The organism is Lysinibacillus sp. A4 (assembly GCF_024919535.1).
Lineage (GTDB): Bacteria > Bacillota > Bacilli > Bacillales_A > Planococcaceae > Lysinibacillus > Lysinibacillus capsici.
In genome coordinates, this window is record NZ_JANWTB010000011.1 from 131,549 (window position 1) to 148,296 (window position 16,748).

General features: G+C 32.6%; 21 protein-coding genes. 17 read left to right on the forward strand and 4 right to left on the reverse strand.

Features of this window, described 5'->3' with window-relative positions; genetic code table 11:
- Positions 1-180: 180 nt before the first annotated feature.
- The 3 genes from NY607_RS19745 to NY607_RS19755 all read left to right on the forward strand — a co-directional run bounded on the left by NY607_RS19745 (position 181) and on the right by NY607_RS19755 (position 2,725).
- Positions 181-753 carry a manganese efflux pump gene (locus NY607_RS19745; protein WP_131522054.1) on the forward strand — a complete coding sequence of 191 codons (573 nt, stop codon included), beginning with the start codon at positions 181-183 and terminating at the stop codon, positions 751-753.
- A 315-nt stretch (positions 754-1,068) separates the two neighbouring features.
- A complete protein-coding gene (locus NY607_RS19750) occupies positions 1,069-1,596 on the forward strand; it encodes a YceI family protein (RefSeq protein ID WP_131522053.1) in 528 nt (175 codons plus the stop codon).
- Between the two features lie 187 nt (positions 1,597-1,783).
- Positions 1,784-2,725 carry an NAD-dependent epimerase/dehydratase family protein gene (locus tag NY607_RS19755; RefSeq protein ID WP_259420225.1) on the forward strand — a complete coding sequence of 314 codons (942 nt, stop codon included), beginning with the start codon at positions 1,784-1,786 and terminating at the stop codon, positions 2,723-2,725.
- 90 nt (positions 2,726-2,815) lie between these two features.
- Here the strand turns inward: NY607_RS19755 and NY607_RS19760 are convergent, their stop codons facing one another.
- Positions 2,816-4,003, reverse strand: a complete 1,188-nt coding sequence (locus tag NY607_RS19760) for a tyrosine-type recombinase/integrase (protein ID WP_483869380.1) — start codon at positions 4,001-4,003, stop codon at positions 2,816-2,818.
- A 57-nt stretch (positions 4,004-4,060) separates the two neighbouring features.
- Positions 4,061-4,633 carry a helix-turn-helix domain-containing protein gene (locus tag NY607_RS19765; RefSeq protein ID WP_259420227.1) on the reverse strand — a complete coding sequence of 191 codons (573 nt, stop codon included), beginning with the start codon at positions 4,631-4,633 and terminating at the stop codon, positions 4,061-4,063.
- A gap of 186 nt (positions 4,634-4,819) precedes the next feature.
- Here NY607_RS19765 and NY607_RS19770 point away from each other — a divergent pair, with 186 nt between their 5' ends.
- The 13 genes from NY607_RS19770 (at position 4,820) to NY607_RS19830 (ending at position 14,143) form a co-directional block, all read left to right on the forward strand.
- A complete protein-coding gene (locus NY607_RS19770; protein WP_096363454.1) occupies positions 4,820-5,032 on the forward strand; it encodes a helix-turn-helix transcriptional regulator in 213 nt (70 codons plus the stop codon).
- Between the two features lie 42 nt (positions 5,033-5,074).
- A complete protein-coding gene (locus NY607_RS19775) occupies positions 5,075-5,344 on the forward strand; it encodes a hypothetical protein (protein WP_259420228.1) in 270 nt (89 codons plus the stop codon).
- A gap of 44 nt (positions 5,345-5,388) precedes the next feature.
- Positions 5,389-7,251 (forward strand): DNA primase family protein, encoded by a 1,863-nt coding sequence (locus NY607_RS19780; protein ID WP_259420229.1) that lies wholly within the window; start codon positions 5,389-5,391, stop codon positions 7,249-7,251.
- Positions 7,252-7,710: 459 nt separating this feature from the next.
- Positions 7,711-8,103: a hypothetical protein gene (locus tag NY607_RS19785; protein ID WP_259420230.1), complete on the forward strand. Its 393-nt coding sequence runs from the start codon at positions 7,711-7,713 to the stop codon at positions 8,101-8,103.
- 225 nt (positions 8,104-8,328) lie between these two features.
- On the forward strand, positions 8,329-8,673 hold the full coding sequence (locus tag NY607_RS19790) for a hypothetical protein (RefSeq protein WP_259420231.1): 345 nt from the start codon (positions 8,329-8,331) through the stop codon (positions 8,671-8,673).
- A 382-nt stretch (positions 8,674-9,055) separates the two neighbouring features.
- Positions 9,056-9,190 carry a hypothetical protein gene (locus NY607_RS19795; RefSeq protein ID WP_259420232.1) on the forward strand — a complete coding sequence of 45 codons (135 nt, stop codon included), beginning with the start codon at positions 9,056-9,058 and terminating at the stop codon, positions 9,188-9,190.
- Between the two features lie 59 nt (positions 9,191-9,249).
- Complete coding sequence (locus NY607_RS19800) at positions 9,250-10,158, forward strand: hypothetical protein (RefSeq protein ID WP_259420233.1); 909 nt, start codon at positions 9,250-9,252, stop codon at positions 10,156-10,158.
- Positions 10,155-10,649, forward strand: a complete 495-nt coding sequence (locus NY607_RS19805; protein ID WP_259420234.1) for an HK97 family phage prohead protease — start codon at positions 10,155-10,157, stop codon at positions 10,647-10,649. Before NY607_RS19800 ends, NY607_RS19805 begins: the two co-directional genes overlap by 4 nt.
- A 31-nt stretch (positions 10,650-10,680) precedes the next feature.
- Positions 10,681-10,995: a sigma-70 RNA polymerase sigma factor region 4 domain-containing protein gene (locus NY607_RS19810; protein WP_259420235.1), complete on the forward strand. Its 315-nt coding sequence runs from the start codon at positions 10,681-10,683 to the stop codon at positions 10,993-10,995.
- An 11-nt stretch (positions 10,996-11,006) separates the two neighbouring features.
- Positions 11,007-11,648 carry a hypothetical protein gene (locus tag NY607_RS19815; RefSeq protein WP_259420236.1) on the forward strand — a complete coding sequence of 214 codons (642 nt, stop codon included), beginning with the start codon at positions 11,007-11,009 and terminating at the stop codon, positions 11,646-11,648.
- A gap of 296 nt (positions 11,649-11,944) precedes the next feature.
- Entirely contained in the window at positions 11,945-12,418 is a 474-nt protein-coding gene (locus NY607_RS19820; RefSeq protein ID WP_259420237.1) for a hypothetical protein, read from the forward strand.
- A gap of 453 nt (positions 12,419-12,871) precedes the next feature.
- Positions 12,872-13,183, forward strand: a complete 312-nt coding sequence (locus NY607_RS19825; protein WP_259420238.1) for a hypothetical protein — start codon at positions 12,872-12,874, stop codon at positions 13,181-13,183.
- A 78-nt stretch (positions 13,184-13,261) separates the two neighbouring features.
- Positions 13,262-14,143, forward strand: a complete 882-nt coding sequence (locus NY607_RS19830) for an abortive infection family protein (protein WP_259420239.1) — start codon at positions 13,262-13,264, stop codon at positions 14,141-14,143.
- 51 nt (positions 14,144-14,194) lie between these two features.
- Here the strand turns inward: NY607_RS19830 and NY607_RS19835 are convergent, their stop codons facing one another.
- On the reverse strand, positions 14,195-15,151 hold the full coding sequence (locus NY607_RS19835; protein ID WP_259420240.1) for a hypothetical protein: 957 nt from the start codon (positions 15,149-15,151) through the stop codon (positions 14,195-14,197).
- 342 nt (positions 15,152-15,493) lie between these two features.
- Positions 15,494-15,721, reverse strand: a complete 228-nt coding sequence (locus NY607_RS19840) for a helix-turn-helix domain-containing protein (RefSeq protein WP_202341343.1) — start codon at positions 15,719-15,721, stop codon at positions 15,494-15,496.
- Between the two features lie 222 nt (positions 15,722-15,943).
- Between NY607_RS19840 and NY607_RS19845 the strand changes: the two genes are divergently transcribed.
- Positions 15,944-16,732, forward strand: coding sequence for a helix-turn-helix domain-containing protein (locus NY607_RS19845; RefSeq protein WP_259420241.1), 789 nt, complete (start codon positions 15,944-15,946; stop codon positions 16,730-16,732).
- Positions 16,733-16,748: the final 16 nt, after the last annotated feature.

The following is a 16,748-nucleotide window of genomic DNA, read 5'->3' on the forward strand; positions in this document are numbered from 1 at the left end:
ATATTAACAAGTAACAACTTAATTCTATAAACAAGTTGTCACTTTTGTCAAATTGATGGTTTAGTCATACCGTGTTAAAAAGATGGAACATAATCAACTAAACTTCGTTGTGCCCATTAATTTTTTTATTATTGACATACGATAGGTGAAAATGGAGTCGGAAATTTGAGGAGGCATAGTATGCATTGGATTACAATTATCTTAATAGGAATTGCTGCGAATTTAGATAACTTGGGGATTGGTCTAGCCTATGGAGTTAAACAAGTTAAAATTCCAATTTTATCAAATGCTGTGATTGCTATTATGTCGATGATTGTCACATATGTCGCAGTAACAGCTGGTAGCACAGTTGTTGAGTATATTTCACCGCATACTGCCAATTTACTAGGGAGTTTACTACTGTGTGTGATTGGTCTATGGACTTTGATGTCCAATAATTTTTCTAATCAGCGGATAGCAGGAAATCCCGAATTATTTGATGAAGATAAAAATCTAGTGATCTCAACAAGAGAAGCAATGGCACTTGGCTTTGTCTTGTCAGCGAACTGTTTAGCAGGAGGTATTGCAATAGGCGCAAATGGCATCTCAGCCCTTTGGACAGTCATTTCCATCGGCGTATTTTCCTTTATCACAGTTGGAGTGGGAAGTAGATGTGGCTCTTTACTAGCAAAAACGTTTATTGGCAAGCATTCTACAGCAATATCAGGGTGGCTACTTATCATGATTGGTATTTTTGAGGTTTTTGCAAAATAATTTATTGCTACGCTTAAATATTACCAAATATTGGTGATATTCTTTTTATTACATAGAGAGGGATGTACCGATGACTCGGACATCTTTTTTTATGTTTTAAAAATTTATTTTTAATTACTTGACGTAACTAAATTATTAATATATAGTAGGTTACAGAAAGTAATTAAAAACTTTTCATAAGCTAAGATGTAAACAAATAAGTAACTACAAATGTTTATCCTATCCAATTTTGGGTAACATAAAAGATGTAGTTGCTTCATATTTTAAAATATATCTCGAAATCGAGATAAAATCAACCAATTGGAGGAATTTATAATGGCAAAATGGAACATTGATTTAGGACACTCAGCAATTAACTTTCAAGTAAAACACATGATGGTATCAAAAGTTAAGGGTGTATTTGACAATTACTCAGCAGATATCGAAGCAGCAGATCTTGCAGATTTAACAACTGCTACTATTAGTTTTACAATTGATCCAGCGAGCATAAATACACGTAGTGAAGATCGCGATAATCATTTAAAAGCAGCAGATTTCTTTGATGCCGAAAAATATCCAACGATTACGTTTAAATCTACAAACATTGCTAAAAAAGCAGGCGATGAATATGCAGTAACTGGTGATTTAACAATTAAAGACGTTACAAAATCAGTAACATTTGATACAGAATTTAATGGGAAAGGCACAAATCCATGGGGTCAAGAAGTATACGGCTTTGAAGCTGAAACAACAATTAATCGTGAAGACTTTGGTCTAACTTGGAATGCAGCATTAGAAACTGGTGGAGTCCTTGTTGGGAAAGATATTAAAGTAACGGTTGAATTAGAAATTAATCCAGCTTAAAAATAGATAGCTAGGGCATGTTTGAAGTAACCTTCAAACATGCTTTTTATGTAGCTCAAAATAGATCCTTATGGAATGAAGCAATCTAGCAAAAAGAATTTGAGAAAAATTACCAGTAAATAAGTTTCTTGCATATTTTTAGTAATTACTGCATATAAATCATCATATTGTTTTTGGGGGCGATAGGATGAATGTATTAGTGACAGGCGGCTATGGTTTTATTGGCAGTGCAGTAGGTAGGCGTTTTTTTGAAGAAGGTGCAACGGTTTATATTATTGATAATTTAAGTACAGGGCATCTACGGAATGTTGACTTTGAGCATAAATCCTATCTTTTAAATGTTGAGGATGAGGTTTGCGAGCATCTCTTTAAGGAAATAAACTTTGATGTGGTCGTCCATTGTGCAGCGCAAACGAGCGTGCAGCAATCTATCCAGGAGCCAGTAAAGGATATTTTGACAAATATAGTTGGACTTAGCCAAATGCTTTTTTTATCATCGAAGTATAAGGTACAGCACTTTGTCTTTGCCTCCTCAGCAGCTGTTTACGGGGATAGTCACTATCCTCCATTAGAGGAATCAGATGTCTGTGAACCAATATCTATGTACGGATTAAACAAGAGCATTGGCGAAACCTACTGTGAGAAATGGCAAAAAGATTATCGTTTGCCCGTTCTTATTTATAGATTTGCCAATGTTTTCGGGCCAAGACAGCAAATGCAAGGTGAAGCAGCTGTGATTCCAAGTATGTTAAAAAGTAGTATGGCAGGTAAATCATTTACAATTTATGGTGATGGTGAACAAACGCGAGATTTTATTTATGTAGACGATATTGCTGATGCTATATACGCAGGTGTATCTGCACGTTTACAAGGCACGTATAATGTATCCACTAATGAGGCTTGGTCTATTCACCAGGTCATCTTACTGCTCCAACACTTAAACCATCCACTTGAAATTCAATATGCTCCAGCACGAGAAGGGGATATTGAGCATTCGTTTTTAAATAATAATAAGTTAGCCAATGCAATTGGTTGGAAGCCTAAAATTTCTTTTGCAGAAGGCATTGAACGTACATTGCATGCGCTACAAAATGAATCATTAGCAGAAATTCAACAAAAAAGTGGATAAAGGGACAATAAAGTAATAAGACATATTACATTGCGTAATATGTTATATAGGCTAGAAACCCTTTTGTATCAATGTTTCTAGCCTGTTTTTCTATTGATTAGCCCCACCTTTGGCCCCAATTGTTTGTAAACTTTGACTAAATAACAATACAGATTCAGTTTCCATTTCTTTTAATACATGGCCATACACCTTATAAACCATATCAGCAGTGTTACCCAATCTTTCAGCTATTACCTTAACATTTACTCCTCGATTCAACAAAATGGTACAGTGTGTATGACGCAAACCATGTACAGTTATTTTAGGAAGCGATGTTCTTTTAGTAATTCTGTCGACAATTCTTTTTGATTGTCCAGCTAGAACAGGTTCAGCCGTATATTCCGAAATAAATACATAAGTATCATCATTTTCACTTAACTTTTTCCCATACGATAACAATTTTTGTTTACACCATTTTTGATATGTTTTTAATTGTTTCATAACTACAGCATCAACTAAAATTGTTCTATAGCTATTTTTCGTTTTAGGTGGACGAGCTCCTCGATCATCGCGGGTACGTTCAATTTTAATTGTATTATTAACAAAGTCGATATTTCTCCATTGCAAACCCATAGCTTCACCTTTACGAATACCAGTATAGGCGATAGTCAACAAAAAACTGTAATTGGTGATGCTTTCATTTTGTTTTGCGTTATCTAGGAATGTAACTAGTTGATCAGGAGAGAGATAATTCAATTCTTTTGTCTCTTCTTCTACGTTTGGAAAAGTTACTTTAGTAATGCGATTTCGAGAAATTAGTTCATTCTCCACAGCTGCATTCATAGCTATTTTGAAAATTGTATGCCATAATCGAATGGAGCTTTGGTTAAATTGTCCATCTAGTTTATTAATAAATTCGCGTTCATACGTTATTTTATCAAGCTTTTGAAGTTTATAATGGCCTAAAATAGGTGTTAAATGAAGGCGAATGGCTGCTTCTCTTTGAAGACGGGTATTGACCTTCCACTTTTTATGGTTCGTTTCATACCATATATCTAGCCATTGGCCAACAGTTAGGTTATCATTTTCTATATGTTTTGTTTCACCACGCAGCGTTGCAGCCTTTACTTCCAGAAGGGCTTTCAACGCTGCTTTTTCTGTTTTAAAGCCACTTTTCTTTTTTTCTCTACGTTTATTAGCAGCATCATAATACTTATGACGGTACATCCACAATTTTTCTTTACTAGCATTGAAATAGTGATATAATTCAGGTTCTTTTGTTGATTTAAATAACTTCACCTTGTCCATTCCTTTCATGCTTGGCGGCGTGTGTACAGGAATAGGTGAGTGAAATAATTACTTTTCAAACTCAAAGGCATTTACATAATCACTGATCCATTCAAATAAAAATAAATCTAATTTTTCATTAATGTAATCCTTAACGTATAAAGGTGCATTTAAACTATCTAAAGATGACGTAAATTCCTTCGATGTTACTTTATCGAAATCAATATGTTGTTCTTCATCTAGGTTAGCTGTAATGTCTACTTTAAATTTAAAATGCAAATCATTACCCTCATGAAATAGCTTGCATTCAATAATTAACGAAGTTGTAATTTGAGAAAGAAAATCGTAGCCAGAATCGTCACTTGAATCTAAAACATGAGAACTAATCATTGTATTAACATCAGTGTTAGTTGTAATATCTTCAAAATTCAAAGAAATATCAACGAAAGTTAATATATCCCCAGGAGTGCATTTTAATAAAGTACACAATTGAACTAATGTATCATACTGAACTCCTGAACCATTGTTATTATAAAGGTTTGAAATAGTAGTTCTAGATAAAGTAGTTTTATCTTTTACATTTTGAATGTTTAGACCCCTTTCTGCCATTAGCACTCGCAAATTACAATGCACAAACCCCATAAAATTCACCTTATCTCTCTTTTATATTTGACGTAATAATACCACATTGTAATCAAAATAACCAATATACTAATCAAAATGGATTGACAATGAATCAAAACGACATTATTATCAGTATATAAGTTATTTTAACCAATATGTTGGTTAATTTGTTTTGTTTATTAATTATAGAAAGGGGTAGATGTATTGATTATTTTGAAATCTAAAAGCGAGTTTAATGAAAAAATAATTAAACTTGGATTCTCTAAACGTAATTTCGCTAAATCGAGTGGCATTTCGGAAGCAGCATTAATCAGAATTTCTAATGGTAAGCAGTCACCAAGGCCAGAGACTGCAATAAAAATCTGTAGAGCAATGCAAGCTGACTTTGATTCGATTTTTAAGATAATTGGTGATTAGATGTAAGTTAAATAATAAAAAGAATGTAAGGAAGGTGAAAAAATGTTACCAGCACATATTGAAGTAAATCTTGATAAAGTAGCTATTCGACAATATATCGAGCAAAAATTGAATGAAGAGATGAGAGAGGTTCTTTGGCTAGTTGATATAGACAAAATGGCAGAGTTAACTTGTATGTCAAAGCGATGGTTGGAGGATGTAATCACTTGTGATGTGCGAATGAGAGCGATTGAAATCAAAAAGAATCGCAAGCGATGGTGGCCATATCGACAAGCTTTTGAAATTATAAATGAAATTACAAGTGAGTGGTGAAATTACACAGTTTGGCGGCGTGTGTACTGAAAGTAGGTGAGTAGATGTATAAAGGATATTTACGGGGAAATGGTAAGCATGCTGCTACTGCATTCAAAGATGGTAGCAAGCTACTTTCTTACAATACAGCTAGATTAGAAGATTCCTATGTTGGTATTTTGGCCGATGAATTTATTATGGTCGATGTTGATGATATGGATGAAGCTGAAATAGTACTCGACATAGTAGAAAATAAGGACATTAAATGTTCAGTATTACAAACGAACAATGGCATGCACTTTTACTTTAAAGGCTACGATTTAACAGCGAATAAAATTAAATGGTATTCCAATATCGGCATTCATTGTGACTATAAGTTGGGAATTAAAAATACTGCAGATCCACTAAAAATAAATGGCCAAGTACGTAAATGGCTCCGTAAGTGTGAAGAACATGACCCTTTGCCAGTTTGGTTGTATCCTTACAACAAGAAAAATCCTAACTTAGCCAAGCTGTCAGATGGTGACGGACGTAACGATAAGTTGTTTACTTACATTTTAAAAATGCAGTCGCAGGGCATGGCCAAGAAAGATATTAAAGAGACCATTTCAATTATCAACAACTATATTTTAGAGGAACCAGTTGATAAGAATGAACTGAATATTATTTTACGTGATGAAGCATTTATGAAAGAATCGTTTTTCATCAAAGGTGTATTTCATCATGATAAATTCGGTGACTTCTTAATAAATGAACATCACATTTGTAAAATAGCGAACGTACTGCATATTTACCACGACGGTGTGTATTCGGATCGTGAGGAAGACATTGAGCGAATGATGGTTAAACATATTTCTTCATTGACCAGGGCTAGACGACAAGAAACATTGGCATATATACAGCTCAATGCAAAGGAAAAACAGTTTGCTTCAACCCAATACATTGTCATGAAAAATGGTGTGTTTAATTTAGAGACATGGCAGCTACAAGACTTTTCACCTGAAATTATTACACGTAACAAAATTCCAATTGCTTATGTACCAGGTGCTTATTATGAGGTGACTGATCGTACTCTAAATAAAATTGCGGTCCATGATAAAAAAATACGGTCCATCTTAGAGGAAATATTGGGTTATTCAATATTAAGGGATTGTCGTTATTCTTATTCATTTATTTTGACAGGTAACGGCTCCAATGGTAAATCATCATATTTAGAAATTTTAGCTGCACTTGTCGGTGAGAATAATCTTTCGTCATTAGATTTAAAAGAGCTGGACCAACGCTTTAAAACAGCTGAGTTATTTGGAAAGTTAGTTAATATCGGTGATGATATTTCAAAAGGGTATATCAAAGAATCATCTATTTTTAAAAAGCTTGCAACAGGTGAACGGTTAAACGTGGAGCGTAAGGGAAAAGATCCATTTGATTTTAAAAATTACGCTAAGTTAATTTTCTCAGCTAATGAAATGCCGCGAATTAATGATTATTCCAATGGATTAGTTAGAAGGTTATTCATTGTCCCTTTTAATGCAAAATTTGATATTTCAGATGAAGACTACGATCCGTTAATAAGGCAGAAATTAATTTCAGATGAATCGATGCAATATATGTTGAATTTAACACTCAACGCATTAAAGCGGTTGCTTGAAAATAAAGGATTTACAAAATCAAAAGTTGTAGAAAAAGAGCTACAAAAGTATCAAGAAGAAAATAACCCAATTATTAGCTTTGTTACAAATGAAGATGTGGAGCTGGAGCGATCTGTTGTTGGTGATGTCTATTTACAGTACAAGGTTTATTGCAGTGAAAATGGATTTAATCCAGTGAGCAACATTAGTTTTAGTAAGCAGATTAAACAACTTTTCGGTTATGCTACTAGGCAGCAAAAAATAGACGGTAAAAATAAACGCATCTTTGTTAGTGATTAATTTATAAAATGCGCTACCTTTTAACGAATAAAATACCTTTTTCATGCGTTTGATATTTTCCCTAGGGAAACACGTTGATATATCAACACCTTTTTTTAAAACGTGATGGAATTTCCATCACGAAAACGACTGAAAATTTACCGTTTTCCATGGTTTCCATTAAAAAAATAGATTAAATGCGTTACCAGTAACAGATAACTGCTACCTCACAAGTTCAGTCATATCAAGGGTTTAGAGATAAGTAACAGATGGTAACAGATAAATTCAACTTCTTTATATTTTATATATTTATATAAGAATATTTTTTTATTTTATAAAAGAAAAATAGGGGGTAAATGCGCTACCTTTTTTGAGCAAAAATCAGAAGAAACACTGATATATAAGGGTTTAAGAGGGTAACAGAAGGTAGCAGAAGGTAACGCATTTTAAATAATATAGGTGTTTAATGAGGTGAATTAAGTGGAGTTAAATGAAAATAAACGAATAACTAAGGCAATGATTCAGGATGCAAAACGTAAAAGAGAAGAAATGTTTCAAGGAATGAGTGATAAAGAAATTTTAGCTTATGTGCCAACAAATAAAGGTTATTTCTACGAATTTGAAAGGAAATCTGATATAGGGATTTTTATTCCACAATGTTGTATATGTGGTGGATTGCATAAACACGGTAAGGAAGAATACAACGGTACACGTATAACCATGTGTAAATTAAAAGGCCTTGTTGGAAGTAATGAAGTCATTCCACATAACTATAGTATTAATATCGATTGGGATGATTTAGATAATATCAGATTAGCAAATGAGTATGGTATTAAGATATCAGTGGAAGTTGATAAGAAAGAGGCAAAGTGATGAAAGAGATACGATGCACTAAGTGTAGGAAGCTATTACTCAAAGCAAATAAAGAGTATGAAGTTAGTACGAATGATTGTGAGTTAGAAGTACAATGCACACGATCAGGCTGCAAGACTATCAATCGATTCAAAGTTAAATAATCATAGAGACTCATGAAGTCCAGTAGCAGCACAGTGATGTGTATGTTATTGGGCTTCTTTTGTTTATAGAAAGGTTGTTTCAATGAATACAATAGCACCTAATCGAATTGATATTCAGAAGTTAGAGTCTTACTGGATCTGCTATCAAGACTTCAAGAAAGAATTATCAAAAGCATCAAAAGATGAAATGAAATCTTTATATTTCAAAAACCTTCAAACACTTGTGGAAGCTATTGAGCAATTGTATGAAACGTTTGATGAAGAGCTAAGAACAATTATTAATATGCGTTACTGGGATAAGTCAACAGCTTGTCATGAATGGATAGACGTTGCAGATGCATTATATATGTCTGTCCAACGTGTGCTACGTAAACGGAATTATATTATTAATTGTTTAGCAAATCACATTGGTTACATTCGAATATAGTCCCCCTACCAAATTATAATTTTGGCCATTTTGCTGTAGACCGTATGAGCATATAAACGTGCGCCTCAAAAAGTTTTTTTGAAAATTTTTTAGTGTGACAAATATATAAAGTATAAAAAAACGTAGTTATATCAACGTTTCTTATGATTTCAGTAAATGTAGTACTTCGAGTAGTAGTGTGACAAAAAGTACGATAATTAAACGTTGTAAACCGCATCAAATTAATCTTTAAAGTGTTTGTCACATTGTAGTAGTGTGACAAAACAAGTGTGACAAACTATTGCATGAAAAAACGGGGATGTTCTAAAACCACTTTTGCCTTTCTCTCCATGTATCACATTTTAAATTGGCAAAGGGTGCTATCTGAAAGGAGGTGAAAGTTATGAAACGAATTGAACATGCTTCAACATTTACAGAGTCGCGTGCAGCTGCTATTGAAACGTATAAACGCGGAAAAGATCTTTATGAAAAGCGACATGCATTAATTATTAAGATTAATAAAGTGTTGAAGAAATAACCCAACAATGAGCGTGTATGATTGTGTACACGCTCCAATTTCAAGGAGATGAAATAAGGATGATTGAATATAAAGCATTAGTCGATAAATTACCTAAAAGAGATCGAGAAGCATTTTTAAAGATTGAAGAAGAATACTATGCCTCTAGTAAATTATTGCAACATAAGAATGAGAATATGCGCCAACAGGCACAAAAGGAATATATGGAGAAAACACATGCCTTTACAACAGCACTGTCACTACTTAAAAATGGTATGTTTACAGCCGTCGGTCCAAAAAGACCAAAATTAAGTAAAGCTGAATTGTTATCGCAATTTAAAAGTAAAGACCTTTTAAAAATGGTTCCTTCATTTGCTGAGTTATTAATGTTAGTGGATGATAAGCCAGCCTTAATAGAAAAAAAGAAGAAAGCAATTAAAGAGTCTCAGGAAGAAATCATACAATTGGAAGGAATTCTATTAAATAATAGCTATAGTTTACTTAATCCTAAAAGATTCTTTAACAAACTTTCTACAGAAGAATGTGCGAAGAAAATTGAAGAATTACAACGTAAAATTTCCAATGAAGAAACTGAAATTAAGAATTTGCAAGCAGTTGAATCGATTGAACTGTATGATGTATCGAAAATCTCAACTGAAATGGAGTTAGTATTAAACACTTCAAAAAATAAGCTCGATGAAATGGCTGAGAAAGTATTAAATGCTCAAAAGCAATATTTCGACCTTTTGAAACTATATGGCGAGATAAAGAGATCAGCCAGTCATTTTAGTAATGAAATTAAAAACACTATTGATAAAGAGTACCAGAAGGTAGCAGCTTCACAAAAACCATCTTATCCGAACCAACCAAGTAAAAGATTTACCATTCCTGTAACACTGGAATTTGATCCACGTATTAGGGAAGGCCACATTGAACGAATTATTGATTTTTACGGTCAAATCACAAATGAGGTTATGAAACGGCCATGACGAAACCTTTAGTTATTAGTGGATACGCGCTTTGTTGGAATGAACGAGCGTGTATCCATGATGACCAAGGAAGATTTTACGAACAGTTCCTACCAGGTTCCTTTGTAGACTCTATAAAAAATCGTAATCAAACTGTTCGATATTCCCACATCACCTCTTTTGATTTTGCAAGTGCAGAAGCTGGACAACTTACATTATTCGAAGATGAAAGAGGTTTGTCATTTCGTATTGAATTAGAAAATAACAATGAAAATCGCTTACTTTACAATTTGGTAAGAGATGGGCAAGTAAATCATGTCTCAGTAGGATTTAAAAATGCAGAATATAAAGAGACAAAAAGAGGGAGTAAAAAGCTTAGGTTAATACAACGTGCAGAATTAGTAGAAATCAGTATAGTAGAAAATCCGGCTTATAAAACATCCATTGTGCAAGTTGGGTGCAACAATAGTCGATTAGAGTTAATTTCCAAAATTGATAAGGCATTGTTGTAGGAAGTCGTTAAATAATAAGGTGGTTTCAAATATGGCATTTTGGTTGAAAGATTATGCTAGTTTGTTGGAAAAGCTAGAGTATTTACAGTTTAAACTGACGGATCCAGAACTGAATGAACAAGGAAAGCAAGATACAGAAAGTCAATTACAATTTTGTGTAGAGCGTAAAGCACAGTTCGAACAGCTGATTTCTAGGTTTGATTCATTGGAACAAAAAATTTTATACCGTAAATATGTAGAAGGAAAGACATTGGAATCAATAGCAAGTGAATTAGAATATAGCGCAAATTATATTTATAACAAGCATTCGGAAATTCTAAAAATATTACGGTTTTATGAAAAGTGAGGTGATGGTCTGTGAATCTAGCAATGATTAACGAAGAGTTTGGAGAGCAAATAGCAGCCATTACAGCTGGTACAAGGTATGAAATAAGTAGTGTATCGGATAACGATGTTCCAGTTATGGAAGCCAGGATCCGTAACACCATGTATTGCTTGTGGAAGGATGCAACGTCAAATGAGTTGGCCAAGTATTTAAAACGATCAGCGGAACAATACTTTCAGGAATTGTATGAGTTTTCATACGGTGTTACCTCTTATGATGAAAATGTAAGTATAACTAAAGGAACCGAACGACTCGCTTTAATGATTATTGCGGAGAAAGAGAACAGGAAACGTCAAATAGACCGCTTAGAGAGGGGATATGAGCGTTTTTGCTCTATTATGGATAGTTTACCCACACAAGATGTGGAAGTGCTACAGCAGTACTTTATAGAGCGAAAAAAGGTTGATTATGAACTATTACGTGAGGTTGTGAAAAAGCATCTTAAATTCATTGAGGTATACTATGATGCAGATACAGAAGCTGCAGAGCAACGTTCAAAAAAAATCTCTAATGATATTGAAGGGCCAGTGCCAAAAATTAAGCCGACATCGGTGCAACAACTGAGGAAGAATGAAAAGAGAGTTTTGAAACAGCTTAATAGTTTGTTTAAATAGACACTTACCTTTGGGTAGGTGTTTTGTTATTTATCAATTCAGAAGGTTATTAACAGTTGATAGTACATCAAGAGATGTATTATTGGTGCGTATAAGTAAGATGGTTGAGCGTTTAAGCTCCGTGTTCGGAAGAAAATTCTCATCTATAATAGGAACAGTTAATTGGTAGCACTTATCACCGCTTAATAACTGACTAGAACAGTAAAAGATTTCATTTTTTTATAAAATATAGTATAGTAATTGAAATTAATTAAGGATGTGATAATTAACTTATTAGAATGAAAGGGGTAAAAAATGTGGAATTATCGATAGAGAAGGATATTGAAAGAGTAAAAATATTTGATGAAATATTTGAAGGACAGACGTATATATTTATAGATCGCGTTACTGAAACAATCGATGGAACTGTATTTTCACAATTAGAATCTTGCTTTGTGCTTAAATATGATGTAGCTGTAATAGCATTAGCACAAGTTATACTAGAAAGTGAATTAGTGAAATTGTTAAGGGAAAATGATGAAAGCCCAAAGCAATATTTTGAAAAAAATATTGATCTTGCATGGGAAAAAGAACTAATAAGTGACCAGATGAGACAATTTCTACATGAAACAAGACAAAACAGAAATGAAATGTTGCATCCAAATGATTTTAAAGATAGTAGATTTCTTGATTTATTAGCAATTGAAAGTTTAAGAGCAGTTGCAGCCTTTTTAAGTTTTAAATCTGATATTTTTTATAAAGAACTTGAAAAACGTATCCAATCATATTAAGATACCCTCCGAGAAAGGTGTCTTTAATTTAATTATGTAAAACACTTACTTTGGTAGGTGTTTTTTATTATGTATATGCCCACTCGTTTTGAGTGAGTCATTTATGAAATAATTTGAATAGCTACATATATTCCTAAAAATACACCTACCGTTATTAATGGTCTAAGTAAAAACTTATTGAAAAAATCATTATAAAATTTTTCAATCACAGCATTACACCTCCTAGATTTATTTTATAATACATGGGACTAAATTTCTATTAATGACACTTGTTTCCATGTGGAATGTGATTATTATATAATGGAGAAAAATATTAGAAAACACTACTAAATGACGAAAAGGAGAATAATATTTATGAGTTTTAATGATGATAATGTTATTTATGACAGAATATCCTCTTTGGAGAACATGATTAAGAAAGAAGAACATTAAATAGAACTGTTGACAAATAGTGTGGCAAAATTTAAAGAACGTTTGGAATGGTTAGAACGTATGAAGATAGTCTACGAAAATTTTAAACCTAATACTTGGGAAGAATGGGCGTTGAAGCTATATGTTGAAAGTGCTGAACTTGCAACTGTAGCAAAACAATTAAATGAAATGGGTTTCCGTTTACCAAGTGCAATAAAGGCGAAGCCTGAAAGAAAAATTACAACGAATGATATTTCAAATCTATTAAAAGTAGATCCTAAAAGCGAGATACATGAGTGTGCGATAACATTTTTTGAAAAGAAAATAAAAACCTATTGGGGCGAAAAATACTAAGGTTCGATTATTGTTTATTGCCCTTGTTAATATTAGATTACTTGTTATTTATAATACTGTGGGGGAGAGAAAAGCCTAATGGCATCTTTGGACTTATTAAGGCAGCGTAGCATTATTGATATTTTAATTGGTGATAAAGAAATGAATTTGAATGATGAACAAGTTACTTTACCTTATTTGAGTGGTCCAAATTTATGTGATATTAGTACCCGATTTGGACTCAATGAAACATATAGTTGGAACGGTGGTGGGAAAAGTAGATGGGTTTATATGGACGATTTAATGGAGTATTTGATATTAGAAAACCGCGTTTCTGATTTATTGATCTATTTATTTTCATTACAACGTTTCGAAGGACATATAACTGGTGGAAGTGCAGAAGAAATCAAAGATAAACATCGTTCAATAATAGATGCAACTATAAAAAATATAAATAATATCTTAATTTTTAGTGGGCATGAAATGAGAAAAATCAATGGCCAATTTAAATTAGTAACTAAAGATTCGATACATATAGTCCAAGAAGAAATTCCTGCGATTATTGATTTACCTTATGTTATTTCATTAAAAGAGCGTTCAAAAGAAGATTTATTAAATGGAAATTTTGATAGTGTTATTACTAAAAGTAGGACATTATTAGAAGAAGTACTTATCTTTATCTTAGAAGATAGTAAGTTGGAAATAACCGCAAAAGGAAATATAAATAAACTTCATGCTGAAGTAAAAAAACTACTTAATCTCAATCAAAATAACGAATATGATAAACGTATCAATTCATTACTATCTGGGGTAGAAAAAATTATTCAAGCAATAGTAGAAATGAGAAATACCAATAGTGATGCCCATGGAGTAGGTAGTAAGCGAGTAAAGGTAGGTAAAAGAGAAGCGGAGCTTATAGTTAACTCAACTATGACAATCTCCACCTATCTTTTGCAAATTTATGAGGATTTTAAGAATTAAGTGTATAGAAAAGACTTGGTTCACGTACCAAGTCTTTTTCTGTAGTGAAATTTACTCTATATTTTTGAAGTGATTGTCTAAATTTATACTAGAAGTTGTAGTGATTTTTTGATTAGAGAACACAGGATTATTAACAAATTCGGGTTCTAGTGCTTTTAAAAGATCCTCATACAATAGACTAAGGGCGTTACCATATTGAATTGCTTCGGAATAGATATCATCAATACTAACCATCTTATTGAGTCTTAGATAGTCTTCGGCAAAAAATTCTTCCCCATTTTTATAATGTATATCTATTTTTAAATCATTATCATAGCTGATTTTCATTTCTCCTAGTTCTTTGCTAGGTGAGTTTATTTCATGAAATTTTTGATTAATTTGTAACTTTAAATTTATATCTTTAAGATTAACAACTTCTCCATTGACGTTGAGATTTAAATTATTTGGGACGTAGAATTCCTTAAAATTTAAACTATGATTGTGTTTCATTTGATTTACTAACGTTCTAATAGTAAATGGTTTTGTTTCGTTGAAAATATAATCGTCTGTAAATGCCTTGAATTTTAATTTTAGTGCTTTAATGTTGGGATCGTTACTATTTTCAAAATACTTCATTACTTTTTTGACATTACAGCTTTTTTCAGCTTCGGAAACCCAATCTTCGGTATTTCTTGTAATGTTGTTATTGAGTTTATTTGTTCGCAGGCTACCACCAGCATTGAAAAATTCCCATATTCTAAATGTGAACCAAGGGATTTGTACTAATAAATCAAAACTATTATTTAAATCTAATATCGCGTGACGACAGTGAGTTTTTCTTAAAAAATTGGTTTCCAAATCATCGTTAGAATGTTCACTTTTATTCGTATATGTAAGTGATATATTAGCATGACTAAATGTTTCTATATAACTTTTTATTTTTGTTACTGCTATACGGATATCAAAACCTTCAATCTCCATATAAGTTTCGGGTTCGTTTATTTTTCTAAAATTATTGTTCAATACCATTATTATTACCTCCAAAATAAAGTATATTCTATCTATTAATATATCATATTTACCTAATTGTGGAACAAGTGGTAGATGGGTATAAACCTTTCTATTATATAATTTACTAGATAATGAAATGTCCCACCGCGATGTCCCACCGTTGAAATGCTGAAATCCGTTGGAAGGCTAAGCATAAACCTATATATTTTGAATCTTAATCATTTATTCCTTTAATCTTTTAAAACATGCTCTTAATAATTAATATATAATCAAGCAGCTGCAGAAATGTGGTTGCTTTTTATTATGGAGAAAAGAAAAACAGCTCTCTTAATGAGTAGCTGTTTTTTTGCTGTGTTAATTTTACTTTTTTGTCTCTGGAGTGAACTCTAATAAATCAGATAGTTTACATTCAAAGACTTCGCATAGTGTTATTAAGGTTTTTAAATTCGTCGATTTCATTTCCTCATCAGTTCCTTTATACAACCGATTAATAGCATTTCTACTAAGTCCCGACTTCTCCATTAATGCTGATATTCCATCAATACGATGTTCAGCCATTAAAATTCTTAAATTTGATTTTATAACCATTAGAAGACCTCTTTTTTAGTTTGATTATAGCACTTTTGAAGTTAAATTGTTTCCCAAAGTATTAAAAAGTAACCTTGAAAGGTTAAAATATAACTTTACATTAACTTTTCAGAGTGATATATTAACCTTGTGGAGTTAAAATGTTAGTGAGGAAATGTTTATCATCAAATATTAATCAGTAAATGAACTAGTCAGTTGATACAGGAAAGTGAGGTGAAAACGATGGCATTTGAATACTTAGCAACTTATAAAACATTTGAATCAGTAGCAGACATGGACACAGCAGTTGAGGAACATATTGCGGCTCATTACTATGATTTAACAGAATCAGAACGTGCCATCGTTTTCAAACTTGCTAGCCATGCGTTGGAGTATCCAGGGGCTTGTCATTTGAAAGCTGCCACAATTGCTGCAGCATTGGAGATCAGCACAAAGACAGTTTATCGTGCTATTTCAAAATTAGAATCGCTAGGAATCATTAAGAGACAGAAAACTACAAAGGTAAAGGGAGGTCGTGGAGCAAACATATATATTATTTTGCCGTATAAATTAGATGCTTGTGAAAGTTATAACAAGCCTTTAGAAGAATGTAAGGTAGCTCCATTACAAGAAGTCTATAACCGAGCTCATGCTGAAAATGAAGCATGTAAAGAGTTTATGAATGAATATCAGCAAATGCTTTATGACTTTATGCATTCATTACCTCTTCCAGAGAATTTGAAAGACGATTTGCATAAAGTGGTACTTGCATCCAATGTATGCAACATTCAGGAATTTATATTGGCCAAAGATATCATTTTTAAAATGGCTAACGATATTAGAGACGGTGTGCTGACAGTTACAAAGACATTACGTGCAGTATTCGTAGGAGCTTACAGCAAAGCTATACAGCGTGTAGGTAAGCATTCCGCAATAAATACATCTTATATGAAGAAAAAGCCTGTAAATGTACGACCAGTACCTTTCTACAATTGGTTATCAGAACATAATGGACCAACAGAAATATTTTAATAAGAAAGGAAGTGAG